Here is a 24,796-nt window from a genome sequence, read left to right as displayed (position 1 = left end):
GAGAGCGCGATGCGGATCCGTTTCGACCGAATGCGGTGGACCGCGGGCTTGGCGGCGTTCGCGCTGATCGCCGCGGGCTGCGCGAGCGGCGCCGACGATTCGGCCGCGGGACTGTCCGACGCGCTCGGCACGACCAGCGACATCAATCCCAAGGACCGCGACGAGGTGCGCGAGGGCGGCAATCTGCGCCTGGCGGTGACCAGCTTCCCCGCGAACTGGAACACCCTGTCCAATGACGGGAACGACGGCGAGATCGCCGACATCGAGCGCCCGCTCATGCCGCGCGCGTTCGACGTCGACGCGGCGGGCAACCTCACCGTGAACAGGAACTACTTCACCGATGTCGCGCTGACCGGCACCGATCCGCAACAGGTCACCTACACCATCAATCCCGCGGCGGTCTGGTCCGACGGCACGCCGATCACCTGGGAGGACATCGCCGCGCAAGCACGCGCGCTCAGCGGGCGGGACAAGCGCTTCTTGATCGCGATCACCAACGGCTTCGAGTTCGTCGACAAGGTCGAGCGCGGTGTGGACGACCGGCAGGCGGTCCTCACCTTCAACCATCCCTATGGCGAATGGCGCGGACAGTTCGCGGGCAACTCCTCGCTTTTCCCGAAATCCGTGACGGCGGACCCGGAATCGTTCAACAAGGGGCTCGTGGACCGTCTCGGCCCCAGCGCGGGCCCGTTCGTCGTCCAATCCACCGACCGCGTCCAGGGCCGGATCGTGCTCGGCCGTAATCCGAAGTGGTGGGGTGAGACGCCGAAACTGGACACCATCACCTACAGCGTGCTGGATCAGGCGGCCTGGGCGAGCGCCCTGCAGAACAACGAACTCGACCTCGTCCGGCTCGCCTCGATCGATGAGGTCAAGACGGTCCGCAACACCAGCGGCCTGGTCATTCGCCGCGCCCCGGGTAACCGCTGGCGCCACATCACCTTCAACGGCGCGCCCGGCTCCATTCTCGCGGACGCGCGCCTGCGCGTGGCGATCGCGAAGGCCATCGACCGGCAGGGCATCGCGACCGCGACCCAGAACGGTCTGGTCGAGAATCCGAAGCCGTTGAACAACCACATCTTCCTCCAGGGACAAGACGGGTATCAGGACAATTCGGCGCCGGTGGCGTACGACCCGGACCAGGCGGCACAGGAACTCGACGCGCTCGGCTGGAAGCTCAACGGCGACGTCCGTGAGAAGGACGGCCGCAAACTGGAAATTCGCGACGTGATGTACAACGACCCGCTGTGGGTCCAGATCGCGCAGATCATCCAGCAGAATCTGGCCCGCATCGGCGTGCGGCTGACCATCGACACCAAGCCCGGCGCCGGTTATTTCACCGACGTCATCATTCCCGGTGATTTCGACGCCGCACAGTTCATCTTCTCCGGGGACGCCTTCGCGATGAGTTCCATCCGGCAGATCTACTACTACGACCCGAACGATCTGCAGGGCAACTACGGTCGCGTCGGTTCGCCCGAACTCAACGCCCTGATCGAGCGCACGCTGACCGAACTCGATCCGAAGAAGGCGATCGAACTGGCCAACGAGGTCGACCGGAAAGTGTTCGAGGAAGGACATTCCCTGCCGCTGACCCAGTCCGACGGCAGTTTCGGCGCCCGCGCGGACCTCGCCAATATCGGCTCCCCCGGTCTGGCGTCCTACGACTACACCGAGATCGGATTCGTGAAATGAGACCAGTACAGCCGACCCGCAACCGCCGGCGGCGGACACGGACCGTGATCGTCCGGGCGCTCACCGTGGGCACGGCGCTCGCGCTACTGGTCGGCTGCGGCTCGGGCGACAGCGAGGTGAAGTCGGGTTCCAACGCGCTGGGTTCGACCAACGACATCAATCCCCAGGAGCCGAGCGCACTGCGCGACGGCGGCAACCTGCGTCTGGCCATCACGAATTTCCCCGCGACGTTCAATTCACACCACGTCGACAGCGACTATGACCTCTCCGAAGTGGTCGACTGGACATTGCCGGGGCCGATCACCTCCAACGCCGCGGGCGAATTGTCGATCGACCACAATTTCTTCACCGACATCGCGCTGACCGAGACCAACCCGCAGCGAGTGGTCTACACCATCAACCCCAAGGCGGTCTGGTCCGACGGCAGCCCGATCACCTGGGAGGATTTGCGGTCCCAGGCGGAGGCGCTGAGCGGGCGCAATACGGAATACCGTGTCGACGCGACCCAGGGCTACAGCCGGCTGGCCGGCGTCGAGCGCGGCGTCGACGACCGCCAGGCAATCGCCACTTTCGGACAGCACTACGCGGATTGGCGGGGCCTGTTCAGCCAGCTGATGCCGAAGGAATCGACCGAGACGCCGCAGGCGTTCAACGAGCGTGACCGCAACGGGCTCGCCAAGTCGGCGGGACCGTTCGTGATCACCTCCGTCGACCGGGCGCAGCAACGCATCGTGCTCAGCCGCAACCCGAAATGGTGGGGCGAGACGCCGAAACTCGACACCGTCACCTACAGCGTGCTCGACTATTCGGCCCGTCTCAACGCCTTGCAGAACAATGAACTCGACGCCATCGATATCTCGGGCATCGAGGAGGTCAAGTCCGCGACCAACTCACCGGGCATCATCGTGCGTCGCGCTTCGCGTCCGTCCAATTCGCACATCACGTTCAACGGAGCGCAGGGGTCGATTCTCGCGGATCCCCGCCTGCGCGTCGCAATCGCGAAGGCGATCGACCGGCAGGGCGTCGTCACGGCGCTGCAGAACGGGATCGTGGAGAATCCCAAGCCGCTGAACAACCACATCTACCTCGACGGGCAGAAGGGCTACCAGGACAATTCCGCGGTGATCGCCTACAACCCCGACGAGGCGGCCCGCATGCTGGACGAACTCGGTTGGAAGCTCAACGGCGACGTCCGCGAGAAGGACGGGCGGAAGCTGGTGATCCGGGATGTGATGTTCCAGCAGGACACCTGGGTTCAGATGGCGCAGATCATGCAGCAGAATCTGGCTCGGGTCGGGGTGAAACTCGAAATCCAGACCTTCCCAGGCAACGGCCTGTTCACCGATGTCATCGACCCGGGCAACTTCGACATCGCTCAGTTCAGCTGGCAACGAAGCATTTTCCCGCTCGGCGCGCTGCCCCAGATCTACGCTTACGACCCAGCGAATACGCTCAGCAACAAGGGACGGATCGGGTCACCCGAACTGAACGCGCTGATCGAGCAGACCATCTCCGAACTCGACCCCGAGAAGGCGATCGAGCTTGCGAACAAGGCCGACCGGATGATCTTCGAGCTGGGTCATTCGGTGCCCGTCGCGCAATCGGCCGGCAACGTAGCGGTCCGTGCGGGCCTGGCCAACTTCGGCGCCTTCGGGCTGGCTTCCACGGACTACCTCCGGGTGGGCTTCGAGAAGTGAGGTCGTTTCCGTAGGACGCAACGAGCAGGAAGGATCACCATGCGGATTACCTCTGCGTGTGCCCGGCTGGCCTTATCGCTGGTCGTCGTAGGGCTGGCAATCACCGGTTGTGGCGGCGACAACGGAGTGACCCCGGGCTCCAGCACGGTCGGCAGCACCAACGACATCAACCCGAGGGACCCGAGCGAACTGCGCGACGGCGGCAACCTGCGCCTGGCACTCTCCAATTTTCCGGAGACTTTCAACTATCTGCACGTAGACGGCGGAACGGAAACCGTCTTCTACATAGTCGAAGCGACGATGCCCGCCGCCTTCGTCAGTGACGCGGCGGGGCAGCTGAGCGTCGACCACAACTTCTTCACCGATATCAAGCTGACCGGCAACAGCCCGCAGCGGGTGGAGTACACCATCAATCCGAAGGCCGTCTGGTCCGATGGCTCGCCGATCACCTGGGAGGATCTCCGGTCTCAGGCGAATGCGCTCAGCGGTAAGGACAACGCGTTCCTCGTCTCGGCCACCGGTGGTTTCGAACGGGTCGGCAAGGTCGAGCGCGGCGCCGATGACCGGCAAGCCGTGGTGACCTTCGACCAACCGTATGGCGAATGGCAAGGACTGTTCAGCCCGCTGTACCCGAAGTCGGTCACCGCGACCCCCGACGCCTTCACCAACGCGGCCAGGAACGGGCTGCCGCAAAGTGCGGGCCCCTTCGCGGTCACCTCCATCGACCGCAGCCAGAATCGCATCGTGCTCGGGCGCAATCCCAAGTGGTGGGGCGATACGCCGAAGCTCGATTCCGTCACCTTCAGCGTGCTCGACCATTCGGCCTGGCTGCCCGCGATCCAGAACAACGAACTCGATATCGCCTACATGTCCGGCATCGAGAACGTCAGCGCGGCCCGCAATGCCGCGAACGTGGTCATCCGGCGCACGCCCGAGCCGACCTGGTCGCACATCACGTTCAACGGAGCACCCGGTTCCCTGCTCGCCGATCCGCAGCTGCGAATCGCCATCTCCAAGGCGATCGACCGGCAGGGAGTGGTCACCGCCTCGCAGCACGGCGTCGTCGACGATCCCAAGCCGCTGAACAACCACGTCTTCGTGTCGGGGCAGAAGGGCTACCAGGACAACGCGGCGCCCATCGCCTACGACCCGGACGAGGCGGCCCGCATGTTGGACGCCCTCGGGTGGAAACTCAACGGCGATGTCCGCGAGAAGGACGGTCGCAAGCTCGAACTCCGCGACGTGATGTACCAGCAGGATCAGTGGGTGCAGACCGCGCAGATCGTGCAGCAGAACCTCGCGAGGGTCGGCGTGAAGCTGAGCATACAGACTGTGCCGGGCACCGGCCTGTTCACCAACGTCATCGACCCCGGAAACTTCGATCTGGCCCAATTCAGCTGGAACGGTAGCGTTCTCCCGCTGAGCGGACTGCGGCAGATCTACTACTACGATCCGAACAACCTGCAGGGCAACAAGGCGCGGATCGGTACCCCGGAACTCAACGCGCTGATCGACCGGACACTTTCCGAACTCGACCCGGACAAGGCCATTCAGCTGGCCAACGAGTGTGATCGGATGATCTTCGAAGAGGGTTACTCCATCCCGCTGCACCAGGCGGCGGGCACCTACGCGGCCCGGACCGATCTGGCGAACTACGGTGCGTTCGGCCTCGCCTCGCGCGACTACACCAAGGTCGGCTTCCTGAAGTGAGTTCTGGATCGGGCCACCCGCTGGCCTATCCGGTCACGGTGACGTGCGGTGCCCTCGCGGTCTGTGCCGCTTGGGCGCCGTTCAGCACGTTGGATCAGGTGGCGGGGATCGCGGCCGTCATGCTCGGGCTCGTCGGATACACGGCGTACCGGTTCGCTGTCGCGTTCGGTTTGCTCGGATTCGGGAGTTCGAGCACCGTGCGAACGGCCCGAGTCACCCGAGTCCGCCAGCAACATCGCCTCGTCAGCCGGTCATGCTTGCAGATCGACGGCGCCGATGGTCGACGGTGGCTTCCGGTCTACTTCGACCCGGCGCTGCCCACCCTCACCGAAACCGAGGCCGAACTGACCGGTCGCACAGTTCACGTCTCCGGACGCCGCCTCTATCCGTCGGGCCGTCTCCGCGATGCCGAGCCCCCTGGCCGCCTGATCGACAATCCGAGCCGTCCTGACCCCGATGCACCCGGCCACACCGCGAAGGCCGTCCGGCTGCGTCGCCGGCTCCTGCTCGACGCCCAGTCCGCCGTCGCTGCCCCGATCGCCGCCCTGCTGTGGATCTATCTCGACGGCGGCGGACTCACCACCTTCTTCGCCGCTTTCACCGTCGCGTTCGGCGGGTCCATCTGGCTGTCCGCCATAGGTGGTTCGGATCCCACGTGACGATCAGAGGTCGACCGGCGATTGTTGACATCGGCGACTCGGCGCGTGCAGCCTGAGCAGGAAAGTGGTCTCATCCGTTTCGCGCCCTCTCCACCGACCTCAGGACCTCATTTGACCGGCGAAGTCGCAGCTGTACCCGCAATCATGGACCCACACGAGCTCGAGGCGAGACTGCGTTCTTCTGGCAGTCTGCTCTCCGCTGAGCATGTCGCTCACGTGGCAGTACGCGGCCTCGCAGGGTCCGGACTCGTCGGCGAAGTGCAACGTGTCCTGGTCACTTATGACCCACCGAACAGTTCCGGCCCCGCGTCGCTGATCTACAAGAGGTCATCGGACCGATTCGCCGAAAGCCGCGACCTCGCGATGGTGGAACTCGGTTTCTACCAGTATCACCAAGCGAATCCCGCGCCGTTCGATGTGCCCACGGTGCTGACGTACGGCCTCGACCCGGCTCCGTGGCTCATCATGGAAGACCTCGGTGACGAAGGCTTCGTCCGTCAGATCGACGGTTGTTCCGCGGATCTGGCCTTTCGGGCGATGACGGCGCTGGCGAGCGTGCACGCGTGGTGGTGGCGTCGCGAATTACCCACTGAACTGGAGTGGGCACTGACGCCGGCGAATTCGCGAGTCGGACAATTCTGCCGACGCTGGTTGCGCAGCTACCGAGGTGATTGGCCGCGAACGCTAGGGCAGGCTCCCGCTCTGGTGGTGGACGGATTCGACGAATTGGCCGACCTGCTCGCGCCGACGCACCGGACCATCGCGCATGGCGACTTCCACAGTCAAAATATTCACTTCGGTTCACACCGCTGCACCTTGATCGACTTCCAGTTCCTGCAGCACGCGTCCGGAATGCTCGACGTGGCTCGTTTTCTCGCCACCAGCTTGACGACCGACACACGGCGGGCGATCGAAGCCGATCTGCTTCGCGCATACCATGACCGCCTCGCCGAACTCGGCGCCGGCCGGGCGGATACCGATCAGTGGACCATCGAGTTGCGTGCCGGGTTCCTGTGGAATCTGTGCACGCCGCTCGCGCTGCACGTCATCGGCCTGGAGCGCAGCGGAGGCGGATGGCCCGCACGATTGCCCATCCTGGAACGCTGCGTGGCTGCCGCCGACGACTGGAGTGCCCTGGACCTGCTCCGCTGAGCCGATGGAACAGCCTGTGCTGATCAGCGAAGCTCGAGCAGCGGCGGAAGATTGGGTGTCGCGGCACGCCGCAGGCACGCCATGGTTTCACAGCGCTCACTACGCCGGCTCGACGGTCGGGGTCCCCGGCGACAGTCCGTTGCGGCCTGGATCCGACATCGATGTGGTCGTGGTGACGTCCTCGCCCGGGCACGGTCCCAAGCCGGGAAAAATTCTTCACCGCAGTGTGCTGCTGGAAGTCAGCTATCGGTCATGGGAGCGGCTGGCCGATCCCGCGGCCGTACTGAGTTCGTACCATTTGGCGCCCGCGTTCCACGTCGACTCGGTGATCGCCGATCCCTCCGGCGAGTTACGGTCGCTCCAACGCACCGTCGCCGAATCTTTCACGGACATCCGCTGGGTCCGGGCGCGCTGCGGCGGTGCCGTCCGGCACAGCGAACAGTTCCTCGCGCGGCTCTCCCCGTCCGCGCCACTGCACGACCAGGTCACGTGCTGGTTGTTCGGCACCGGGGTCATGGCGCATGTACTGCTTGTCGCCGCCCTGCGCAATCCGACGGTGCGGCTACGCTACCAGGCAGTTCGGCAGATGCTCGGGGACTACGGCATGCCGGACAGATATGAAGGACTGCTGGCGCATCTATGCCCTCCAGAGTTCGGCGCGGACCAGGCGGAACAGATGGTGACCGATCTCGCCGAAGTTTTCGACAGGGCGGTCGATGCGGCGCGCAGCCCGTTCCCCTTCAGCGCCGACATCACCGCGCACGGTCGACCGATCGCCATCGACGCGGCCAGACGCCTGCTCACCGCCGGGGAACATCGGGAAGCGGTGTTCTGGATGATCGCCACCTATGCCCGGTGCCAGCAGATCTTGGAGGTGGACGGATCGGAAGGGGATCGGCGGGCATGCACCCAGCGGTTGCGCGCAGCGCTTTCGCAGATCGGCATATCGTCCTACTCCGACCTCGCTGCACGAGCCGACGCGGTAACGCGCGCGCTACCGGGCCTGTTCCGCACGGCCGAGGACATCATGTCCGCCAACTGCGAGATCATCGATCGATGATGCGGACGACCGCGCGCCCGGATATCTCGCGATTCCGGCCGGGATGTGGTTCACATCGTTGTATCGAAACAGCTGCCACTTGCCGCCGACCACCCGGAATTCAGTGACGGCCGTGTAGTCGACGCCGATACCGAGCCTGCCGAGATCGGCGGTGCCGAGGAGCAAAGCGAACGCCGCGAACACCGTCTCGGTGTGTCCGACCACTACGACTCGTCCGGGGCTGCCCGCCATCAGTTCAGCTAGGCAGGTCGACGCCCGTTCCAGATAAGCTGACCAACTCTCCGCGCCGCGCCGTGCTCGATCCGCCGCGTCCATGGTGCGCCATCGAGCCCAAGGCGTCCCCTCGGTGGATCCTGGGTCCGCCACCCGAAGCGCCCGCATTCCGATGACGGGGACCTGCGTCCGGGCGCTGACTATTTCGGCGGTCTCCATCGCTCGGCGGGTGGTACTGCACACCAAGGTCCGCATCGGTCCTTCCGAGTGGATGCGATCGGCCACCGCTCGTGCGGCGGCGCGTCCGTCCGCGGTCAGCCCTTGACAGCCCGGGCCTGCCAGTACGCCCGCCACATTGCTGTGGGCTTGACCGTGCCGCACGATGACGAGTTCGTTCTTGGATCCATTCGTCATGCAAGCTGACCGATCGAATGATTCGGCAGCGTGAAAAGGTGCGGTATATCCGAATGATCCGGCTCGTGGCCTTCGGCGAAACGCCAGTACGAGTACCGCAGAACGGCGTCGAACAGCTGTCGCGGCATCGGCGCCGCGCGCGCGATCATCTCGTTCCGGTAGCTTTCGAACGCGGTGAACCAGTCGCGGTACCGGACGACCAGTGGATCGTCGCCGACCTGCCAGCGCGAATAGAGGCTCTGCCGAACCACGGAGAACGGGCTGGGCACGGTGGCCTGGCCATCGACGACCATGCCGCCTTCGCCGTCTATCTGGTGGTAGATCGTGGTGATGTCAGCACCGAAGGACACCCTGAGGGCGAGTTCGCGGGTCAACCTGAGCCATATGTCCCAGTCCTCGCACAGGCTCAGACCTTCGTCGAAGCGCACCTTGGTGTCTTTGAAGTTCTCGACCACTACGGCGCCGGTGTGTATGTAGTTCGCGATCAGCAGGAATCTCGGATCGAAGGAGTACGACTTCTGGTGCATTCGTGCCCCATCCGGAGACACTTCGATACACCTCTGGTTGCTGACCACCGCACCCGAATAGGAGAATTGCGCGCCTGATCGGAGCATCGCCATCGCATATTCGAGGTGGTGTGGGAGAAAGATGTCGTCGTCGTCCAGAAAGGCGATGTACTCGCCCGATGCACGTTCGATCCCGGCATTGCGTGCCCGTGAGCATCCGGACCGGTGCGGCAGTTCCACCAGCTCGACCGCGAGATCGTGCTCCCACTGCGCGACGACATCCGCCACGCTGACGCCGCCATCGTTGACGACGATGACCTCCACGTCGCGATATGTCTGCTGACGAACGCTTTGCAGCGCCTGGCGCAGGAATTCCGGCCGATTCAGGGTCGGAATCACCACGCTGATCATCTGGTGGCCCACAGGTCGCCGCCTCCCTTCAACGCCCACACCCATTCCCGGCGCGGCACGGATCAGCGCCTACCACCTCGAGCGGAAAACTGGCCAACGGCCGGAACTGACGATGCACGAAATCTGGTTTCTGATCGTGACAGGTACGGCAGATGTAATCGTCCGGTGCATCTTCCACACCGAAGACTCGGCGGCGCAGGCGCACCGCTTCCGCACTCGTCATTATTTCGTGGACGGAGCCGTCCCTGATATTTCCGAAGGTTTCTCGCTGATAGTAGTCGTTGCAGCAGATGAACATGTCTCCCGCGACGGAGAAATAGGCGTGGTTCAACGGCCAGCTGCAACCGCGGAGTCTCCCGTCGACCTTGATGTCCTGATGGTATTCGTTGTCCAACGCGCCCGCGCGATCGCATGTCTGCGTGGCTACGACCTCCACGCCGCGCGGTTCGTACCGGGCGGCGAGTTCACCGAAGCGCCTGGAGACGGATTCACCTACGCCGTTGACCGCAATGGTGATCGGGAATTTCTCCGCCGAGATGGCCTCGTCCAGATTGCGCAGCGACTGCTGATAGGTGGACGCAGCGGTCAGCGAAGCGAACTCTGCCTCGTGCAGACTCGGAAGGTTGACGACCAGATGATGCATGACACCACTGTCGATGAGCTGCCGAGTTTTGGCCGCGGTGAGCGCGCTCGCGTTGCTGGACAGCGAGAGTTTCATGCCGTAACGAGATAATACCTCGATGCGCTCGGTGAAATGCTTGTCCAGTGTCGGCTCGTTGAAGAAGTGAAAGGTGACATACCGAATATCGCGGTGCGGCTGCAGCTTCTCGATGATCTCGGTGAACAGATCCATCGGCATGGTGGACTTCGGCTTCGGGTCCACCGATACCGGGCAATAGCTGCAACCCCAGTTACAGTGCGCCGTCACTTCGATCTGACCGGTTCTCAGCGTGTAATCCCGGCAGAGGAGATCGGGATCTTGAAGCCAGCCACGTGATTCCAGGTCGCGAATCAGGTCGAGGCCGAAGCGCTCCGCGAGATTACGCGTCGCGGCGGGCTCCGCCGCTGCGGCCTGCAAAGCGGTCAAGCCCGCCGGATCGGCATGCCAAGTGACCACACGGTCCAATCCGATCACGCCGAACGCGGCTTCACCAGGCTCTGGGATCTGTGGGAATTCCGGGCCCAAGGTGTCGGTCATGTAGATGACCGGCGAATCGTCGCCTGGTCGGATGCACGTCAGATACGGTGATGTCTGAAGCCGCGCAGGAAGCATTATCGCACTCCTAGAAAAGGACAGCGACTCGCACCGGAACTCCGGTAGGAGTCGATAGTCGGCGAACGCTGGATCGGAAACACTTCCTCCCCCAACATGCGGGCCACACGAGTCTGCGGGAGCCCGATTCGTAAGGTACCCGGAAACGTCTTCGGCACACAATGTTTCGTGTTCTTGACACACAGATGCCGCTTCACGATCATTCGGAGGCAAGCAAGCCTAGGAGCCGATATGGTCGTTTCGACGTGTATCCCGTCTGCCGTTCTCCGGCAGACGGGTGAATGAGCCGCGGATCACATGATCCAACCTGCGTCGCTCGACGGGATCGATACCGCCGCTTGGGGACTCGCCCGGTCTCCGGCGGTTCCCTCGGGCTTGTCTTCGGTCACTGATCTGATTCCTCTCGCAGCGGCCCGAGCGCCATCCGCGACGGCGGTCACCGATGACCATCGAAGTGTCAGTTATCGCGAACTCGCCGAACTGATCGAGCGTTTCGGTCACTGGTTGTGGCAACAAGGGGTGCGGCCCGACACTCGAGTCGTCATCCGAGCAGATCATCGGATCGAGTTCGCGGCACTCGCATACGCCGTCCTGCGTATCGGCGCGACACTCGTGCCATTGCACCCTCAGTTGCGAGACAGCCAGTTACGACAGATCATTCAAGACGCAGACCCGCTGCTGATCGTCGGATTCGACGTCGCACCTCCCGACACTTCGAATCCACACCCTGCCGCGGTGGTGCCATGGAGCGCTGTAGCGCAATGGTTCTCGGCTCCCGGTAGCCACGCGGCACCGTCGATCAGCGTCCGAGATTCCGCGCCCGCACTCTTGTTCTACACATCGGGAAGCTCGGGCACTCCGAAAGGAGTCGTGTGCTCCTATCGACAAGTCGCTTTCGTGCTGGCGTCGGTGGCCTCGCGACTCGGATACTCGCACCGTGACGTCGCGATTTGCGCAATTCCGTTGAGCTTCGACTACGGCTTCTATCAAATCCTGCTGTGCGCCCGGGCCGGGGCGGAGCTCGTGCTGGCCGAGCCGGCGAACAATGTCGGGTTGCTGCGACGAGTTCGAGACGTCGGAGCGACCATTCTGCCGGTCGTACCGACTTTGGCGGAGATGATCGTCGCGTTGTCCGCCCGGCACCCGGAACTACCGACCCCGCGACTGATCACCAATACGGGCGAGCCCCTGCTCCCGGCTGTACAACGAGCGTTGGCCGGCGCGTTCCCCGCTGCTCGCATCGCGCTGATGTACGGCCTGACCGAATGCGCGCGAGTATCGATTCGCATGCCGAGCAGAGACGATCTACCAGTCGACACGGTAGGCCACCCGATTCCCGGCACCCAGGTCGTCGTGGTGGACGACCAGGGCGATGTGTTGCCGTCCGGGATCACAGGTCAGATCGTGACCGTTGGTCCGCATGTGGCCGACGGCTATTGGCGCGCCGCCGAATCGACAGCCGCGAACTTCGCTCGCTGCCGCTCCACCGGCCGCGGTGTCCTGTTCACCGGCGACTACGGCAGCCTCGACGCCGACGGTGAACTCCTCGTGCAAGGCCGCGTCGACGACATATACAAGGCGCGGGGGGTTCGAGCGAGCGCGGCCGAGATCGAGCGCGCCGCGTTGAATGTGGACGGAGTGCGGTCGGCGGTGTTGATTCCACCCCGGCAACACGAATCGGCCGCCTTGTGGGTCTCCGGTGCGGTCACTGCCTCATCGGTGTTGGCGGGGCTGCGCGAGCAACTGATTCCGGCCAAGGTCCCCGACCGATGCGAGGTACTCGATAGCATGCCTACCACGGCCAACGGCAAACTCGACCGAGCGGCGTTGCGGGACCGCACCGCACGGCTGGAGGTGCGATGACCGCGCTCGAGCCTGCCGACGACATCGCTCGCGATCTCGCCGCTGCCTACGGAACGCCCCTGTATCTCTACCGTCTCGATGAGATCCGCCGTGCTCACGACGCACTGCGTGCTGCCCTGCCCGCCGGCATCAAGCTCTACTATTCGTTGAAGGCGAACCCGCACCCCGCGGTAGTCGGGGAGCTCTTGCGGTGCGGCGCCACCGCGGAGGTGAGTTCACTCGGCGAGCTCGACACCGCGCTGACCGCCGGCGCGGATGCCACGCAGATCTTGTACACCGGGCCCGGTAAAGCTGAGGCCGAGGTGGCTCGTGCGATGCGATCGAACGTGCGCACGTTCTCGGTGGAGTCCTACGGACAGCTGCGCATGCTGACCGCGCAGGCGCGGAAGGAAGCCATCGCCGTTCGTTGCTTGCTGCGGGTGAACACCGGCGCGGCTGACGGCGGCGGGCTGCGCATGAACGGCGCGTCGCAGTTCGGCATCGACCTCGAGGAATTGCGGAGCGGAGTGCGCGGCGTGATCGACAACTCGGTCTCCCTGGACGGCCTGCACTTCTTCCCGGCCTCATCGGTGACCGATTCGCCGACGCTGCTGCGGAGCGTCGAACGAAGTCTCGCCGTCGCCGCCGAACTCCAGGATCGGGCGGGTACGCCATTCACCGAGATCGATCTCGGCGGCGGCTTCGCCGCGCCCTTCGCGACCGCCGGAGATCTCATCGACTACTCCGGCCTGCGCGAGCAGTTGACCGTCTTGCTCGACGGCTACCTCCCCGGTTGGCGGCAGGGCACGCCGACGGTTTCGTTCGAGTCGGGTCGCTATCTGGTCGGCGCTGCGGGGAGCCTGATTTGCCGAGTGCTGGATGTCAAACAGGTCGGGGGCCGTCACTATGCCGTCCTCGACGCGGGTATCAACCACCTCGGTGGGCTGTCCGGGCTCGGGCGATTGCTCCCGCTGCAGGCGCAACTGCTCTCTCTGTCCGACCACGACAGCGCCGATCGGGAAGAGTCCATCACCTTCGTCGGACCGCTCTGCACACCGATGGACACCCTGTCGCGGAACGTTCGCATGCCGGTGCCTCGAATCGGCGACCTGTTGCGGGTGCCGAATGTCGGTGCATACGGACTCTCTGCGAGCCTCGTCGGTTTTCTCAGTCGCGCATTGCCCTTGGAGGCAGTAGTCGACGGCGGCGAGCTGGAGTCGCTCACCAGAACGGAGCTGATCCGATCGTCCGAAGTAGCCGGAGACTACCTGCCATCGGATCGACGGGCACGTTCGATAGCCCCCCAGAACGACAGCGCGCAGTGAAACGTCTCTCCGGTCAGCTCATCATCGGGAATGGTGACCTCGAAGAGCTGCTCCGCTTCGACAAGCAGACTGATGATGCTCGGCGAATCGATGCCGAGGTCGGTGAAGGGGGCCTCGGCAGGTAACGGCTCCTCCGCGCCCAAGGAGGTGATATGCCTACGCAGGAGGTCCTCGTACTCCTCGCTCCACACTGTCATCCCAGGGCCTCCCGTATCGTTGCCATACCCGCTGCGGTGCGCTGTGGCACAGCGGCCGCCACTGCGGAGAATCGGTAAATCGTCGCGCGGCTCTTGCGCGGAGGGCAGTACTCCTGCGGCACTGTCCATTCCCACACCAGCTCCCCCGACCGGGTGATCTCGAATGCCCGGCCCGCCTGTGCGTCGGTAAGCAGGACATTTCCGCCGGATAGCTGTTCACAGCCGCCGGCCACAGCTGTGAAGAACGAACTCGGTGGAGTCGCCACGTACTGCCATTCGATCCGTCCGGTGACCGGGTTCACCTCGACTGCGCGCGATCTGCCCGCGCGCACGCCGTTGTCGAAGACCAGGATGTTGCCGGACGGCAGCGCCGACGGCTGATGCTGGCCGGACAACTCACCGGGACCCCACCACCACACCACTCGCTCCGCATGCAGATCGAGCACCGCGATCAGATCGAGTTCCCGCACTGAGACCAGCCAATGTCCGCGCTCCCACAATCCGTGCGGAGCGCTTTCGAGCATTTCGATGGAATTGGCATGCAGGACATCGCACGGCGAGTCCGGGAGCCGACGCAGGAGGGCGAGATCGTCACGAGAAAGCGACGTCCGATCGTCGTCACCCAGCAGATTCCGTATTCGCTCGAGGTCGGCGGCGGAACGCGCGGCATCGCCGACCGCCCGACCGGAACGGAGGAAGGCCGCGCGCTTGTGTCGCTGCGCCGAGTCGATCATGCCCGCGATGACCGGGTCGGTACTGAGGATTCCGTACAACGACCATGAACGAAGGACCGTCCCATCCGGGGCCAGCAGGGTGATCGCGTTGTCGAGTACCGCCCACGGACTGCCGTCGACCCGCACCGCGCGCCGATGCTCGGTCAGAACATGCACCGCGCCGTCCGTACCGACGTACATGTCATGGTGCGCGGCGACCGGCGCGCACCACAGAACCTGTGAACTTCTGTCGAGCCGCAGCACAGCGTGCAGAGGAACCAGGGCGAGCAATCCGCCGTCGTCCATCACCTCGACGTGATTCCAGCCTCGCAGGAAGCTCGGCGGGTCGGTGTCTTCGTCCGGTTGTTCCACCCGACTGGCCCACCTGTGCAGGACGTTGCCTTCTCGATCGACCAGGAACGCCGCCGGGTCCGGATACGAAGATGCCGGTGAGAACACGAAATGTGACCCAGACGTAGTAGTTGCGAAGTCCATCGAAATCTCCCCCTCATTCATCGAATTACGCGCTCGCGCATGTTCGCAGTCCGGCCTCCACCGCCGCGATGGTGAACAGAGTTCGGTCCAGCGCGAACTTGTCGCCCATGCGACGCACCGCCCGCGTGGTGTCGCGCAGCCCGTCGGCGTCTACGTAGCCCGAGTCCACGAGGACGCCGCCCTCGGCGCACATGTCTTCCAAGAACGGCAGGACATGCCGCCGGAATGCGATGTCCAGCGTCTCCCGCGGATCGTCCCGCAGACCGCAGTACACCGACAGCGGCAACCCGAGCCGGCTGAGGCGCAACCGCGACAAGGTCTTGTCGGCACGCCACGGCAGCGGAAGCCACTCGCAGAATCGGGACAACTGCGGGTCCGCGAGGGGCGAGACCGGCCACAGGCCGTGCTCGAGGAACTGAGGCGTTCGGCTGCCGAACGCCAGCAACGTGCTTTCGCGCAGGACACTCGGGGGCGCTATCCCGTCCTCGCTGTGCGCGGCGGCTGCGATGCTCCGTTTGCCCAGCCAAGGCGGGACGGGGCGAGCGTGGCGTGATTCGGACTTTTCGGCGCTGCGCACGTTCATCAACTCGTCCCCGCCGGTGCCGCCGAAGGACCACCGCACCCCGCGTGCCGCCATGCCCGCCAGCATCGGTTGCTTCGCCTCGATCCAGGGTTCGGCGTACGGACTCACCGGGAGCTGCCGTCCGCGCGTCCCGTCCGGATGGAACGGAAGATGTTCGGTGGCCTCGACGGTGATGTCGGCGCCGCAGCGGAATTCCTCGGTCAGCTGCCGGCGCCTGCTCCGCTGCGCCTGCCCACACGATCCGTCCATCAGTACGGCGGCGGTGGTCATACGTGCGCCGCGACCCGCCAGTGTCGCAGCCACGTTTGTGCTGTCCAACCCCCCGGACAACTCGACGCCACACTGGTGCGGCGCGAATTCGCGCCTGTGCACTGCGGCGTCCAGGGCCGACTCGAAAGCACCCAGGACGTCCGCGGAGCGACGCAGCGGTCTGGGTGAGGTGTGCTCGGCCGGACTGGGATAGGCCAGTTGTAGCGTGCCGTCCCGCCAAGTGGCGACCGAACGTTCGGTGAGGCGTTTCACCGCGCGCCAGACCGTCTCCTGCCCGTATCGGTGCCGCCGGGTAAGCAGACGGGCTACCTCGTTGTCCGACAAGGATGAAGTGTCTGCGTACGCCCGCAGGTCGGTGGGTTGCCACGAGCCGGCCAACCGATCCGGTCCGCTGGTCAGATAGATCGGCGCGACCGCCCACACGCCTGCCTGGAGGGTGACCGTACCCGCGTTCAATCGCAACAGTGTGGCATCGAGCGGCCACTGCGCTGTCTCCGCGACCAGATCCGCCAAAGCCCCCGCGGAGACCCGCTCCGGTGCGCGGGGTCCGACCTCCGGATCACCCCGCCGCCGTTCGCGCGAGATGACCAGCACCGTCTGTTCGTGCAGCACCATCCGGTGGGTCAGTGCGGAATGGCGCACCGGAGAGATCCAGCTGTCGCCGTTCTGCCATGCGGAACCATCCCAGCGCCAATGGATTCCACGCGCTGCCCCTGCGTTCAAGACGAATTTCAGCATCGCTCACTCCGAGACACGGCTCATGAACCGGATGGCGCCGTGGATCGAGCACTGCCGTCGAACTCCAGCACGCTCGGAAACGCGTATCGATCCGGTAGCACCGCCTCCGCGTACTCGGGCTCGCCCGCGAAGATTTCCGATCCCGGAACGTCACCCGTGGTGGCGGGCAGGTTGACAGCGATCTCGCGCACCAAGTTTCCGAGGATCTCATCGACCACGCGCGCGCCGATGGCGGCGTTCGCACCGCTCGCACGGAACACGACGCCCTGCTTTGTGCGCGCCGACGAAGGCAGCGGAAGCACGGTGTGGCGGAAGACCTGTTCGGCGGAGTCATCGATGATCCGATCGGTACGTACCGATGGGGGCGCCAGATGCATCATGATGCTGGTCTCCACGATGGCTGCGTGGTTGTCGTCGGCCCGCGGCACTCCGCACTCTCGGGCGATGGCATCGCGCGTCCGCTCGGTCGTCATGTCCCACCAGCTCACCGTCATCAGCTGCGCCTCCGGCGCCGCCGGAGCAAGATCGGCACATGCTTCGAAGATGAAGGGAGCGTTGGCATAGTGCCCGTTCAAGATGAGAAAACGCCGCGCGCCCTGCTCATACATCGCCGCGACAACTTCGGTGACCAGCGCCGTCAGTGTGGTCCCTCGGATGTCCGCGTTTCCAGGGAATTCACCGCCGGTGCGCACCGGATTGGTACGGCAGCCATACGGGATCGCGGGAAGCACCAGACAGGGCATTCGGCCGCAAAGCAGGTCGGCCAGCTCGGTTACGACGATGGTGTCCGTACCCAGCGGCAAATGTGGGCCGTGCGCGCCGGTGCCACCGACCGGCAGCACACACAACCGGTCCGACACGCTATCTTGATACTCCGGCCAGGTCATCTCTCCGGCTCGCATTGCTCCTTCGGTTCCCTTCATCTACTCGTCCAGCCGAGGCTCGGCTCACGGCGCTCGCCGACGTGGCGGCTCAGAGCGAGGTTGAGAAAGTCCTCCTTGTTGCAGCAGCCCGCGAGCGCATCGCACAGGGCCCACTGCGACGGCCGTAGCGCAAGGTCGAAATCCGGGTCGAGGACATTACCCAGCCGGTTCTTCTTCAAGACGTAGTAACGGGAGCACGGATACACCTCACCGTCGATTCCGATGTAGATGTAATCGTGTCCGGCCGAGCACGCTTTTCCGCGTGGCTCGTCCAACGCTGTCAGATTCAGCCGCAGCATATGCGGATCGACGCCCGTCGCAACGGCCGAATCGGCGCCTCCTGGCTCCTGCAATATCGGCACCGACTCCGAAGGCGGTCCGAATGCTTCGTGCTGCGCTGGGTCGTATCCGATATCGAGGTTGAATCGCAATCCGGCTTGCTCGGCCGCTATCCGCAGCTCGGCTACCGCGTCCCGATTTCCCGGAAACAGGAGCGCGTTGACGACGACGAAGCAACCATACTCGTCCTGGGCGAACTTCGCGTTCTCGATGAAACGGTCGACTGCGATCTCGGTGTGGTGATGAGTGATCCACAACGACACCTTGCTCATGTCAGCTGTCTCCGCCAAGGCGGGGAGACGACGTTTCAACAGCGCACCATTGGTCAGTAGTTCGACGAATCGCACCTGCTCCTGCTGCGTAAGCCAGGACGCACCGGTGAGAAAATCGCGCGATGCGAATGGCTCACCCAGGGTGGCCAGGCGAACCTCGACGGGCGCCGGCCGAGAACCTATCCACCGGACGATGGCGTCGAATTCTGCGATGTCGGTGTCCTCGGCCCAATCGAACTTGTTGCTCTTGCTGTAATCGCCGACGGAAACACAATATGGACAGCGAAAATTGCACAATCGCTGCGCGGAGACGTACCAGATCCGCAACGGTGTACTCACAAACCCCCCTGACTGCCGCCGAGCCGGACTTCATTCCCCACCTTGGTGCATGCAAAAATACATGATTGCGCCGCGCGTTCGAGTTGCGCAACCCGCCATTGTGGCAACTCTGCGAGCCCGCGCTCGGTCACCACGGGCTCATCGAAGTCGTCCACCGCGAAACCGGCGCCTCGAAAAGCCTGCCAGTATTCTTTCAGCGGGCGATGGATGTACGGCACCGGGGAAAAACCTTCCCACCCCTCGATGGCATACGTCCCGGTACGAAAGTAGTGATCGACAACGTAACCCGTGTTCTCTTCAGGGCGCGGCGAGTCCGGCACCGGTGAAATCCAGGTACGCGGGCCACACGAGAAGCACGGATGACTGAACAGCGCGACCAGTCGGCCGCCGGGCAGCAGCACGCGGTTGGCCTCGACCAACGCATCACCCAAGTCCATGATGGCGGTGAGCACGTGGTTCGCAACGATGATGTCGAACCGAGCATCGGCGAATTCCGACAGATCGTCCGCCGAGGCGACCTCGAAGGCGACCCCGAGCGGCTCTCGGATCTCCCTTTCGCGCGCCAGCGCCACCATTTTCTCGCTCGGGTCCACCCCGACCACATGAGCGCCACTGCCGGCCAGTATGCGGCTCAGGTAGCCGTTTCCACACCCGAGATCCAGCACACGCGCATCGCGCACGTCACCCAGCAGCGTCAGAAGCGGCGCGTCACCGTGGTATTTCCGGCTCTCATCGCCCTCGGCGTCGAATACCTCGTCCCAGCGCTCCGCGTTATCTTCCCAAGATCGAGTTACATACATGTCGTCCACCGCGCCCAGCCACGATTGGGATCGCGCATTCGCGCGGTCGACCTGGCGTTCGGTGGAGAGTCCCGGAAATTCTCGACCGGCCGACACGGCGGCCTGATACGGATGACGACCCTCGAACATCGCCCTGTCCAGCGCCGGCTCCCACCGGCCGGACCACGGCGACCGATAGCGGTAATAGTATTCCCATCCGAAAAAGGATTCGGACACCATCTCGACCTCTTGCGCGCACTCGGCGCAAAAATAGCGCTGATCGACCGTACAGAACGCCGCGGCCATGAAATGCGCTGGGTGATCACAGCAGCCACAGACGACCCGCCAATGCGCTGCGCACCGCGGCGCGGAGGACCCGAGGTCGAACTCCGCGGCGTGTATCACTCCGTCGCCGGTGGCTCCAGCGAAAAGCGTACAGTAATAGCAATTCGTCATTCGCCGTTCCTATGCTGTCCGTACGCCGATGTCCGTACGCGTCCGTCCTCGACCACCACAACGTCGCATTCGCCGCAGCCGGGGGGCACCCTGTGTCCCAGGACGATGACAGTCGCGTCCAACGACGTCAGCTCCCTGAATATCGCCTGCTCCGTCTCCGGATCGACGGCGCTCGTCGCTTCGTCCAGGATCAGAAGTCGCGGGTTTTTCACCAGAGCCCGCGCCAAGGCGATTCGCTGGCGCTGTCCACCCGAGATTCCCCCGCCGCTCGCGCTCAGTATCGTCTCGTATTTCATCGGCAAACCCTCGATGAATTCGTCGATCTGCGCCATACGCGCCGCCCGGCGAACATCGTCCAGAGAAGCACTTTCATCGCCGAGGCGAATGTTCTCCAGAACACTTCCCGCCATCAAACCGCTGTTCTGATCGACATATCCGATGTGCCGCCGGTAGGCCGTCAGATCAAGATTCGCGAGGTCCGTGTCGTCTACCAGGACCCGACCGTCGCCGGGGAACAGAAGCCCAGCCAGCAGCATCCCGATGGTCGATTTGCCGCAGCCGGACCTTCCGGCGATCACGGTCAACGCCCCCCGACCCACGTCGATATCGACCTCTCGGATGGTCTCTCGCGGACTACCTGGATAGCTGAACGAAACGCGGTCGAGCCGCACCGATACGGCACGATCCGTTCGGCCGAGATGCGCACTGCCACAGGGCTCTACGGCACTGTTGAGCACGTCGTCGATACGCAGCATGTCCGGAACCAAGTCCACCAGGGCGGTGAGTGCGAGGGAAAGATTGGACAGCGACACGAACAAGCCCGCACTGACAGCACTCAGCGTGACCGCGTCGGTCAGTCCTGCGCTGCCGTCCCCAGCCGTGAGGATTCCGGTGAAAAGAACGGTCAGGGGCGTCGCGAACTGAAGCGCGGATACGAAGACCGAGACCGACCCGGCATGCCGGCGCTTTCGCGTTCCGGCCGTCAATTCGCCGCTGAAGGTGTTCAGCCACCTCGCGTGGACCGCACCCTCGGCTCCGAGCGCCTTGACCGTCGTCATGTTCGCGAAAAGTTCGTGGACGACATTCGCCGCCTCGACCTGTGCGGCGCACGCGGCTACCGACAGCTGGCGCTGGCGCCTCCATGTCACCGCCATCCCTAGAACGAACGCCAGGACCCCCGTCGCGGCCACGGCCCCCAACGCGATATCGCGCGACCCGACCACGATCAGATATCCCACGATCAGCACCGCGTCGAACGCCGCGCCCAGCGTCGACACGGACACGACTTGCTTGAAGCGTCCCGCCGACCGAACCCGCAGGGCCAGGTCACCCGGATGCCTGCCCAGGAAGAACTCCAACGGCAATCGGGTGACCCGGGCCATGAGGGTCTCGCCGATGCGAGCCTCGACCAAGCTTTGGATCGTGACGATCAGACGAGAGCGGACCAGGTGCATCGCCCCGTACGACAGCACCGCCGCGACGAGTAGCGCTCCATAGCGCAATTCGCCGTCGAATCCGGCGTCCCCATCCGCCGTCCACGAAACGATCTCACCGAGCACGTAAGGGTAGGCGAGGTTGTAGATCAGCAGTGCGGCGGACGCGGCGAGCGCGAGCCCCCACTTCGAGGTACGCGGGACGATCCAACTCGCCGGACCCAGTTCACCGGCGATCCGCCGCCATCCGCTCCGCCTCGTTCTCGCGCCTTCCGCGGACGGGGCGGCGAACTCTATCGCGACCCCGGTGAACTCTTCATCTATCTCACTCCATGGAATCCTACGACGGCCGACCGCCGGGTCCAGGACGACCGCGTATGACCGGACAGCGCCTTCCAAGACCACGAAGTGATTGAAACGCCAGAACAGGATCGACCCTGGCGCGAGATGACGAAGTCCGGCCAGATTGCTTCGTACCCCCCGCCCGTCCATACCGTGTAAACGAGCCACCCGTAGCAGCGCAGCAGCAGAGGTTCCGTTTCGGCCGCTGTCGGTCTCCTTTCGGAGCTGCTCCAGCGGGACATCGATGCCACGACTGGCCAGCGCCATCTGCAGGCTCGCCGGACCGCAGTCGACGTCCCCCACCTGCCGACCTTCGGGGATGACAGCGCGCACACCGCGCCGAAATCCGTTCAAGATATCGCGTTCGACGGGATCCGTGCCCTGGACGAATCTCGGGCTGCCGAAGTTCCCGATACGTCCTCCCCTGGCCACGGCGTGCCGACGGAACCGTCCGGAAGCGTCCCAACTGTCCGCTCGGGTCGCATTTTCGCTATCGCCGCTCATCCGCGCACGATCCCGTACAGCATCCTGGTGACGTCGGCCCGGCTGAACAGCCGTGAACTCGCAACGAGTTGGATCGCTATCGAACTGTTCATTTCCCGAACGCTCAGTCCCATTGGCCGGTACGTGGCGCTGCGCGGGCGGAAGGGGATCCGGTGGACTGCGCCGTCGGGCAGACCGGCCCCGGACGATGCGGAACCTTCCGCGTCGACAACATAGTTGAAGGCCGGAAATGCTCGGTGCCCATCGAATCCGCGCTCGTCTTCGATCGCGCGCAGCGCGATGCTGTCGACTCGCTGGTGTGCCGCGGCCCGGATCAGTTTCGGCCAAACCCGCTGTCGCCATGCGTCATCGGCGGTATCGAAGACGAGTGGACGTGTGGTGGCGAACATACCGACTTGCCGCTCATAACGCGGCGGACGGCAGTTCAGCCGGACGTCGATAACGCACACGGGCTGGTGGCGCTTTCGCCATTGGTCTACCAGGCGTTCCAACAACAATGCCGCGCCTCCCCACGGCGATGCTCCAGCACGCTCCCGGAAACGCGCGTAGTCGGCGCCGTCGAGCACCAAACTCTCGCGGTGCCACGGAGCCGGTGACGAATCGACCGCCGCGCCGAACTCGGCAGGCACGGAACTCAGCTCGTTCTCCCAGTAGGCGATCGCCCGCTCGTTCGCCTGTGCGTCGAGAGTCGCGGCGCGCACGGCTCCGGTGTAGTCGTCGGGTTCCGTTATGGTGCGTCGCTTCTCGTTTCCCGTCGTGACGAAATCCCGAATCGAATCGAGCACGATCTGCACCGAACGATGATCGAAGGCTTGGTGTTGCAGCGATGCCGCCACGTGATGGATCCCTCCCGCCGCCTTCAGGACACGGAACCTGTACACACCGAGTCGCTGCCAATCCCAGGTGACCGAGTCCCGGTAGAGGATGGTCTCGAGGTAGTGGCGGACACTCCTCGCGTCCGCGTCCGAGACATCCAGCAGTTCGATAGCCGCGGGCTCGCTCGGCGGCCGTATCTCCTGGGTGTAGCCGGTTCTCGCGCTACCGGTGCAGCGCAGCCGGAAGGCCTCGAAAGCAGACACGGCGGCTTCCAGCGCACGCACGATTCGCTCGTCAGGAATCTCGGGGCCGAATGTCAGGGTGAATCCGAGATTGTTGCTGCTGTTACCGGACCGCTCCTGATCCAGGAGAACATCCGCTTGGCTCGGCAGTACTGGAAGCGTCATACTCTGCTTTCTTCGAGAAGCCCTGGGCAGCCGATTTCGACCGCCCAGGGCAACTACTAGATGGCCTGCGTCGCGACCGGACCGGCCAGGACGACGCCACCTACGATGTCGTCGAGCTCGGCATCATCGATAGGCTCGATAGCCACCTTCTTGAATTCGATCTCCATGATTTGTTTCACCTCCTTCACTTTTTACCTCCCGATGGCTTCTGCACCATCGGCATGCCTGTTCTGCACCTCGACCGCGAATTGCTGCCATGCGGCGGCGCAACCCCGAGCAGCAGCGGCGACCGCCTCAGTGCAATGCGGTGGCACATTATCGATCAGGCGATCCCGCGTCTCGGCGTCCATCAGAAGAAAATTCAGTAGTCGAAGCAAGGTTCTGCCGGACTCGTTGAACCGGACGGTCGGGTCCTTTCCCAGGGAACGCATCGCATCCATTGCCGAGACCGCATCCTCGTGGCGCGCTGATTTCTCAGGACGGCCGCGAACCCGGGCTTCCGGTATCGGATCGTCGCCGCGACGAAGGCGGTCTCGGACATCCAATACGGTCGATGCGGAAATTCCCGCTTCTTTCGCGATCTCTCGCAGTGAGGCATCCGGGCGGCTCAGGATCAACTGGCCGGCCAGCCGTCTGCCTTCGGCGCTGTCGAGTGGACGGACCCTTCCGTCCTGTCCCGATCGGGCGTTCGAGTGTGGAATCTCCACACTCGAACGCTGCCGGATGGACGAGACGGTCTTGGCGGAAAGTCCTGCGTATCGCGCGATCGCTCGATCCGACCAGTGGGGATGGGTGCCGAGGATGCGCCGGGCGGCCGCGGTGCGCTCGGTCAGCGACAGCGGCAAGCCGTTCGCCACGTTCGCCTTGAGTGCCAGCACGAAGGCATCGGCGGCGGTGCCATCGAAGAAGGCGGTCAGAATATGCGTGTCACCGCGTAGCTTCGCGGCGCGCAATCTATGAATACCGTCGATAACGCACATGGACGGACGGTGCACGATTATCGGAGGCATCGGCGTATCCAGCTGGATCATCGCTCGGATATGGTCGAGATTTTCCCGCACCAGCCGAGGCGATCCGGAAATTCGGATGGAACCGACAGCGACCGTTGTCGGCGCGCAGATGACATCCCAATGATCAGCGGGCGTCATTTCTCGCTCCCGCCCTGCCATTCATTCCAGGCCATGCATTTTTGCGCCCCACCTGAACCTCCCCATTCCGTCCCCGCGAAGAAGC

The 24,796-nt window shown here is 64.2% G+C and carries 20 protein-coding genes; 8 read left to right on the top strand and 12 right to left on the bottom strand.

The features are described from left to right. Positions 1–9 precede the first annotated feature (9 nt). The 6 genes from NG1_RS01485 to NG1_RS01460 all read left to right on the top strand — a co-directional run bounded on the left by NG1_RS01485 (position 10) and on the right by NG1_RS01460 (position 7,973). Positions 10–1,695, top strand: a complete 1,686-nt coding sequence (locus NG1_RS01485) for an ABC transporter family substrate-binding protein (protein ID WP_062967147.1) — start codon at positions 10–12, stop codon at positions 1,693–1,695. Next, positions 1,692–3,392 (top strand): ABC transporter family substrate-binding protein, encoded by a 1,701-nt coding sequence (locus tag NG1_RS01480; RefSeq protein WP_062967145.1) that lies wholly within the window; start codon positions 1,692–1,694, stop codon positions 3,390–3,392. The genes NG1_RS01485 and NG1_RS01480 overlap by 4 nt, the downstream gene beginning before the upstream one ends. Positions 3,393–3,431: 39 nt before the next feature. Then, positions 3,432–5,102, top strand: coding sequence for an ABC transporter family substrate-binding protein (locus NG1_RS01475; RefSeq protein ID WP_062967142.1), 1,671 nt, complete (start codon positions 3,432–3,434; stop codon positions 5,100–5,102). Beyond that, positions 5,099–5,761 (top strand): hypothetical protein, encoded by a 663-nt coding sequence (locus NG1_RS01470; RefSeq protein WP_062967140.1) that lies wholly within the window; start codon positions 5,099–5,101, stop codon positions 5,759–5,761. Before NG1_RS01475 ends, NG1_RS01470 begins: the two co-directional genes overlap by 4 nt. A gap of 258 nt (positions 5,762–6,019) precedes the next feature. After that, positions 6,020–6,913: a phosphotransferase gene (locus NG1_RS35105; protein ID WP_168434151.1), complete on the top strand. Its 894-nt coding sequence runs from the start codon at positions 6,020–6,022 to the stop codon at positions 6,911–6,913. Between the two features lie 4 nt (positions 6,914–6,917). Then, positions 6,918–7,973 carry a hypothetical protein gene (locus tag NG1_RS01460; protein WP_210750451.1) on the top strand — a complete coding sequence of 352 codons (1,056 nt, stop codon included), beginning with the start codon at positions 6,918–6,920 and terminating at the stop codon, positions 7,971–7,973. Here the strand turns inward: NG1_RS01460 and NG1_RS01455 are convergent. Genes NG1_RS01455 through NG1_RS01445 form a run of 3 tightly spaced genes read right to left on the bottom strand, consistent with a single transcriptional unit; the run spans position 7,908 to position 10,715 of the window. Next, positions 7,908–8,600, bottom strand: coding sequence for a histidine phosphatase family protein (locus tag NG1_RS01455; RefSeq protein ID WP_062967138.1), 693 nt, complete (start codon positions 8,598–8,600; stop codon positions 7,908–7,910). The genes NG1_RS01460 and NG1_RS01455 overlap by 66 nt on opposite strands. Continuing rightward, on the bottom strand, positions 8,597–9,517 hold the full coding sequence (locus NG1_RS01450) for a glycosyltransferase family 2 protein (protein WP_062967238.1): 921 nt from the start codon (positions 9,515–9,517) through the stop codon (positions 8,597–8,599). The genes NG1_RS01455 and NG1_RS01450 overlap by 4 nt, the downstream gene beginning before the upstream one ends. A gap of 28 nt (positions 9,518–9,545) precedes the next feature. Beyond that, positions 9,546–10,715, bottom strand: a complete 1,170-nt coding sequence (locus NG1_RS01445; protein WP_210750450.1) for a radical SAM/SPASM domain-containing protein — start codon at positions 10,713–10,715, stop codon at positions 9,546–9,548. A gap of 372 nt (positions 10,716–11,087) precedes the next feature. On the opposite strand from NG1_RS01445, the gene NG1_RS01440 reads away from it, so the two are divergent. Next, positions 11,088–12,653 carry a class I adenylate-forming enzyme family protein gene (locus NG1_RS01440; RefSeq protein ID WP_062967134.1) on the top strand — a complete coding sequence of 522 codons (1,566 nt, stop codon included), beginning with the start codon at positions 11,088–11,090 and terminating at the stop codon, positions 12,651–12,653. Then, on the top strand, positions 12,650–13,957 hold the full coding sequence (locus NG1_RS01435; RefSeq protein WP_062967132.1) for an alanine racemase: 1,308 nt from the start codon (positions 12,650–12,652) through the stop codon (positions 13,955–13,957). The genes NG1_RS01440 and NG1_RS01435 overlap by 4 nt, the downstream gene beginning before the upstream one ends. Here NG1_RS01435 and NG1_RS35100 read toward each other — a convergent pair. From NG1_RS35100 to NG1_RS01395, 9 genes are all read right to left on the bottom strand, one after another. Continuing rightward, entirely contained in the window at positions 13,897–14,154 is a 258-nt protein-coding gene (locus tag NG1_RS35100) for a phosphopantetheine-binding protein (RefSeq protein WP_168434150.1), read from the bottom strand. The two genes, NG1_RS01435 and NG1_RS35100, sit on opposite strands and share 61 nt — an antisense overlap. After that, entirely contained in the window at positions 14,151–15,362 is a 1,212-nt protein-coding gene (locus NG1_RS01430) for an arylsulfotransferase family protein (RefSeq protein WP_084498613.1), read from the bottom strand. Before NG1_RS01430 ends, NG1_RS35100 begins: the two co-directional genes overlap by 4 nt. A gap of 25 nt (positions 15,363–15,387) precedes the next feature. Further along, positions 15,388–16,953: an asparagine synthase-related protein gene (locus NG1_RS01425; protein WP_062967130.1), complete on the bottom strand. Its 1,566-nt coding sequence runs from the start codon at positions 16,951–16,953 to the stop codon at positions 15,388–15,390. A gap of 20 nt (positions 16,954–16,973) precedes the next feature. Continuing rightward, entirely contained in the window at positions 16,974–17,855 is an 882-nt protein-coding gene (locus NG1_RS01420; protein WP_168434149.1) for a creatininase family protein, read from the bottom strand. Between the two features lie 17 nt (positions 17,856–17,872). Continuing rightward, positions 17,873–18,814, bottom strand: coding sequence for a radical SAM protein (locus NG1_RS01415; protein ID WP_217275389.1), 942 nt, complete (start codon positions 18,812–18,814; stop codon positions 17,873–17,875). A gap of 8 nt (positions 18,815–18,822) precedes the next feature. Beyond that, entirely contained in the window at positions 18,823–19,911 is a 1,089-nt protein-coding gene (locus NG1_RS01410) for a class I SAM-dependent methyltransferase (protein ID WP_062967127.1), read from the bottom strand. 146 nt (positions 19,912–20,057) lie between these two features. After that, positions 20,058–22,340, bottom strand: a complete 2,283-nt coding sequence (locus NG1_RS38005; RefSeq protein WP_084498610.1) for a peptidase domain-containing ABC transporter — start codon at positions 22,338–22,340, stop codon at positions 20,058–20,060. Then, positions 22,337–23,563 carry a condensation domain-containing protein gene (locus tag NG1_RS38000; RefSeq protein ID WP_062967123.1) on the bottom strand — a complete coding sequence of 409 codons (1,227 nt, stop codon included), beginning with the start codon at positions 23,561–23,563 and terminating at the stop codon, positions 22,337–22,339. The genes NG1_RS38005 and NG1_RS38000 overlap by 4 nt, the downstream gene beginning before the upstream one ends. 191 nt (positions 23,564–23,754) lie before the next feature. Beyond that, a complete protein-coding gene (locus NG1_RS01395) occupies positions 23,755–24,711 on the bottom strand; it encodes a ParB N-terminal domain-containing protein (RefSeq protein WP_063910226.1) in 957 nt (318 codons plus the stop codon). Between the last annotated feature and the right edge of the window lie 85 nt (positions 24,712–24,796).

The sequence above is a fragment of the Nocardia gamkensis NBRC 108242 genome (assembly GCF_001612985.1).
Lineage (GTDB): Bacteria > Actinomycetota > Actinomycetes > Mycobacteriales > Mycobacteriaceae > Nocardia > Nocardia gamkensis.
The sequence above is the reverse complement of the archived record's forward strand: the minus strand, read 5'-3'. Positions and strand labels throughout refer to the sequence as shown.

What these genes read in the sequence shown, in the direction of transcription:
- NG1_RS01430 (WP_084498613.1), bottom strand. Translation starts at nt 15,362, where the DNA reads ATGGACTTCGCAACTACTACGTCTGGGTCACATTTCGTGTTCTCACCG.
- NG1_RS01450 (WP_062967238.1), bottom strand. Translation starts at nt 9,517, where the DNA reads ATGATCAGCGTGGTGATTCCGACCCTGAATCGGCCGGAATTCCTGCGC.
- NG1_RS01420 (WP_168434149.1), bottom strand. Translation starts at nt 17,855, where the DNA reads ATGCGAGCCGGAGAGATGACCTGGCCGGAGTATCAAGATAGCGTGTCG.
- NG1_RS01440 (WP_062967134.1), top strand. Translation starts at nt 11,088, where the DNA reads ATGATCCAACCTGCGTCGCTCGACGGGATCGATACCGCCGCTTGGGGA.
- NG1_RS01395 (WP_063910226.1), bottom strand. Translation starts at nt 24,711, where the DNA reads ATGACGCCCGCTGATCATTGGGATGTCATCTGCGCGCCGACAACGGTC.
- NG1_RS01455 (WP_062967138.1), bottom strand. Translation starts at nt 8,600, where the DNA reads ATGACGAATGGATCCAAGAACGAACTCGTCATCGTGCGGCACGGTCAA.
- NG1_RS01435 (WP_062967132.1), top strand. Translation starts at nt 12,650, where the DNA reads ATGACCGCGCTCGAGCCTGCCGACGACATCGCTCGCGATCTCGCCGCT.
- NG1_RS01485 (WP_062967147.1), top strand. Translation starts at nt 10, where the DNA reads ATGCGGATCCGTTTCGACCGAATGCGGTGGACCGCGGGCTTGGCGGCG.
- NG1_RS01425 (WP_062967130.1), bottom strand. Translation starts at nt 16,953, where the DNA reads ATGCTGAAATTCGTCTTGAACGCAGGGGCAGCGCGTGGAATCCATTGG.
- NG1_RS01460 (WP_210750451.1), top strand. Translation starts at nt 6,918, where the DNA reads ATGGAACAGCCTGTGCTGATCAGCGAAGCTCGAGCAGCGGCGGAAGAT.
- NG1_RS01475 (WP_062967142.1), top strand. Translation starts at nt 3,432, where the DNA reads ATGCGGATTACCTCTGCGTGTGCCCGGCTGGCCTTATCGCTGGTCGTC.
- NG1_RS01480 (WP_062967145.1), top strand. Translation starts at nt 1,692, where the DNA reads ATGAGACCAGTACAGCCGACCCGCAACCGCCGGCGGCGGACACGGACC.
- NG1_RS01445 (WP_210750450.1), bottom strand. Translation starts at nt 10,715, where the DNA reads ATGACCGACACCTTGGGCCCGGAATTCCCACAGATCCCAGAGCCTGGT.
- NG1_RS38005 (WP_084498610.1), bottom strand. Translation starts at nt 22,340, where the DNA reads ATGAGCGGCGATAGCGAAAATGCGACCCGAGCGGACAGTTGGGACGCT.
- NG1_RS38000 (WP_062967123.1), bottom strand. Translation starts at nt 23,563, where the DNA reads ATGACGCTTCCAGTACTGCCGAGCCAAGCGGATGTTCTCCTGGATCAG.
- NG1_RS35100 (WP_168434150.1), bottom strand. Translation starts at nt 14,154, where the DNA reads ATGACAGTGTGGAGCGAGGAGTACGAGGACCTCCTGCGTAGGCATATC.
- NG1_RS01410 (WP_062967127.1), bottom strand. Translation starts at nt 19,911, where the DNA reads ATGGCCGCGGCGTTCTGTACGGTCGATCAGCGCTATTTTTGCGCCGAG.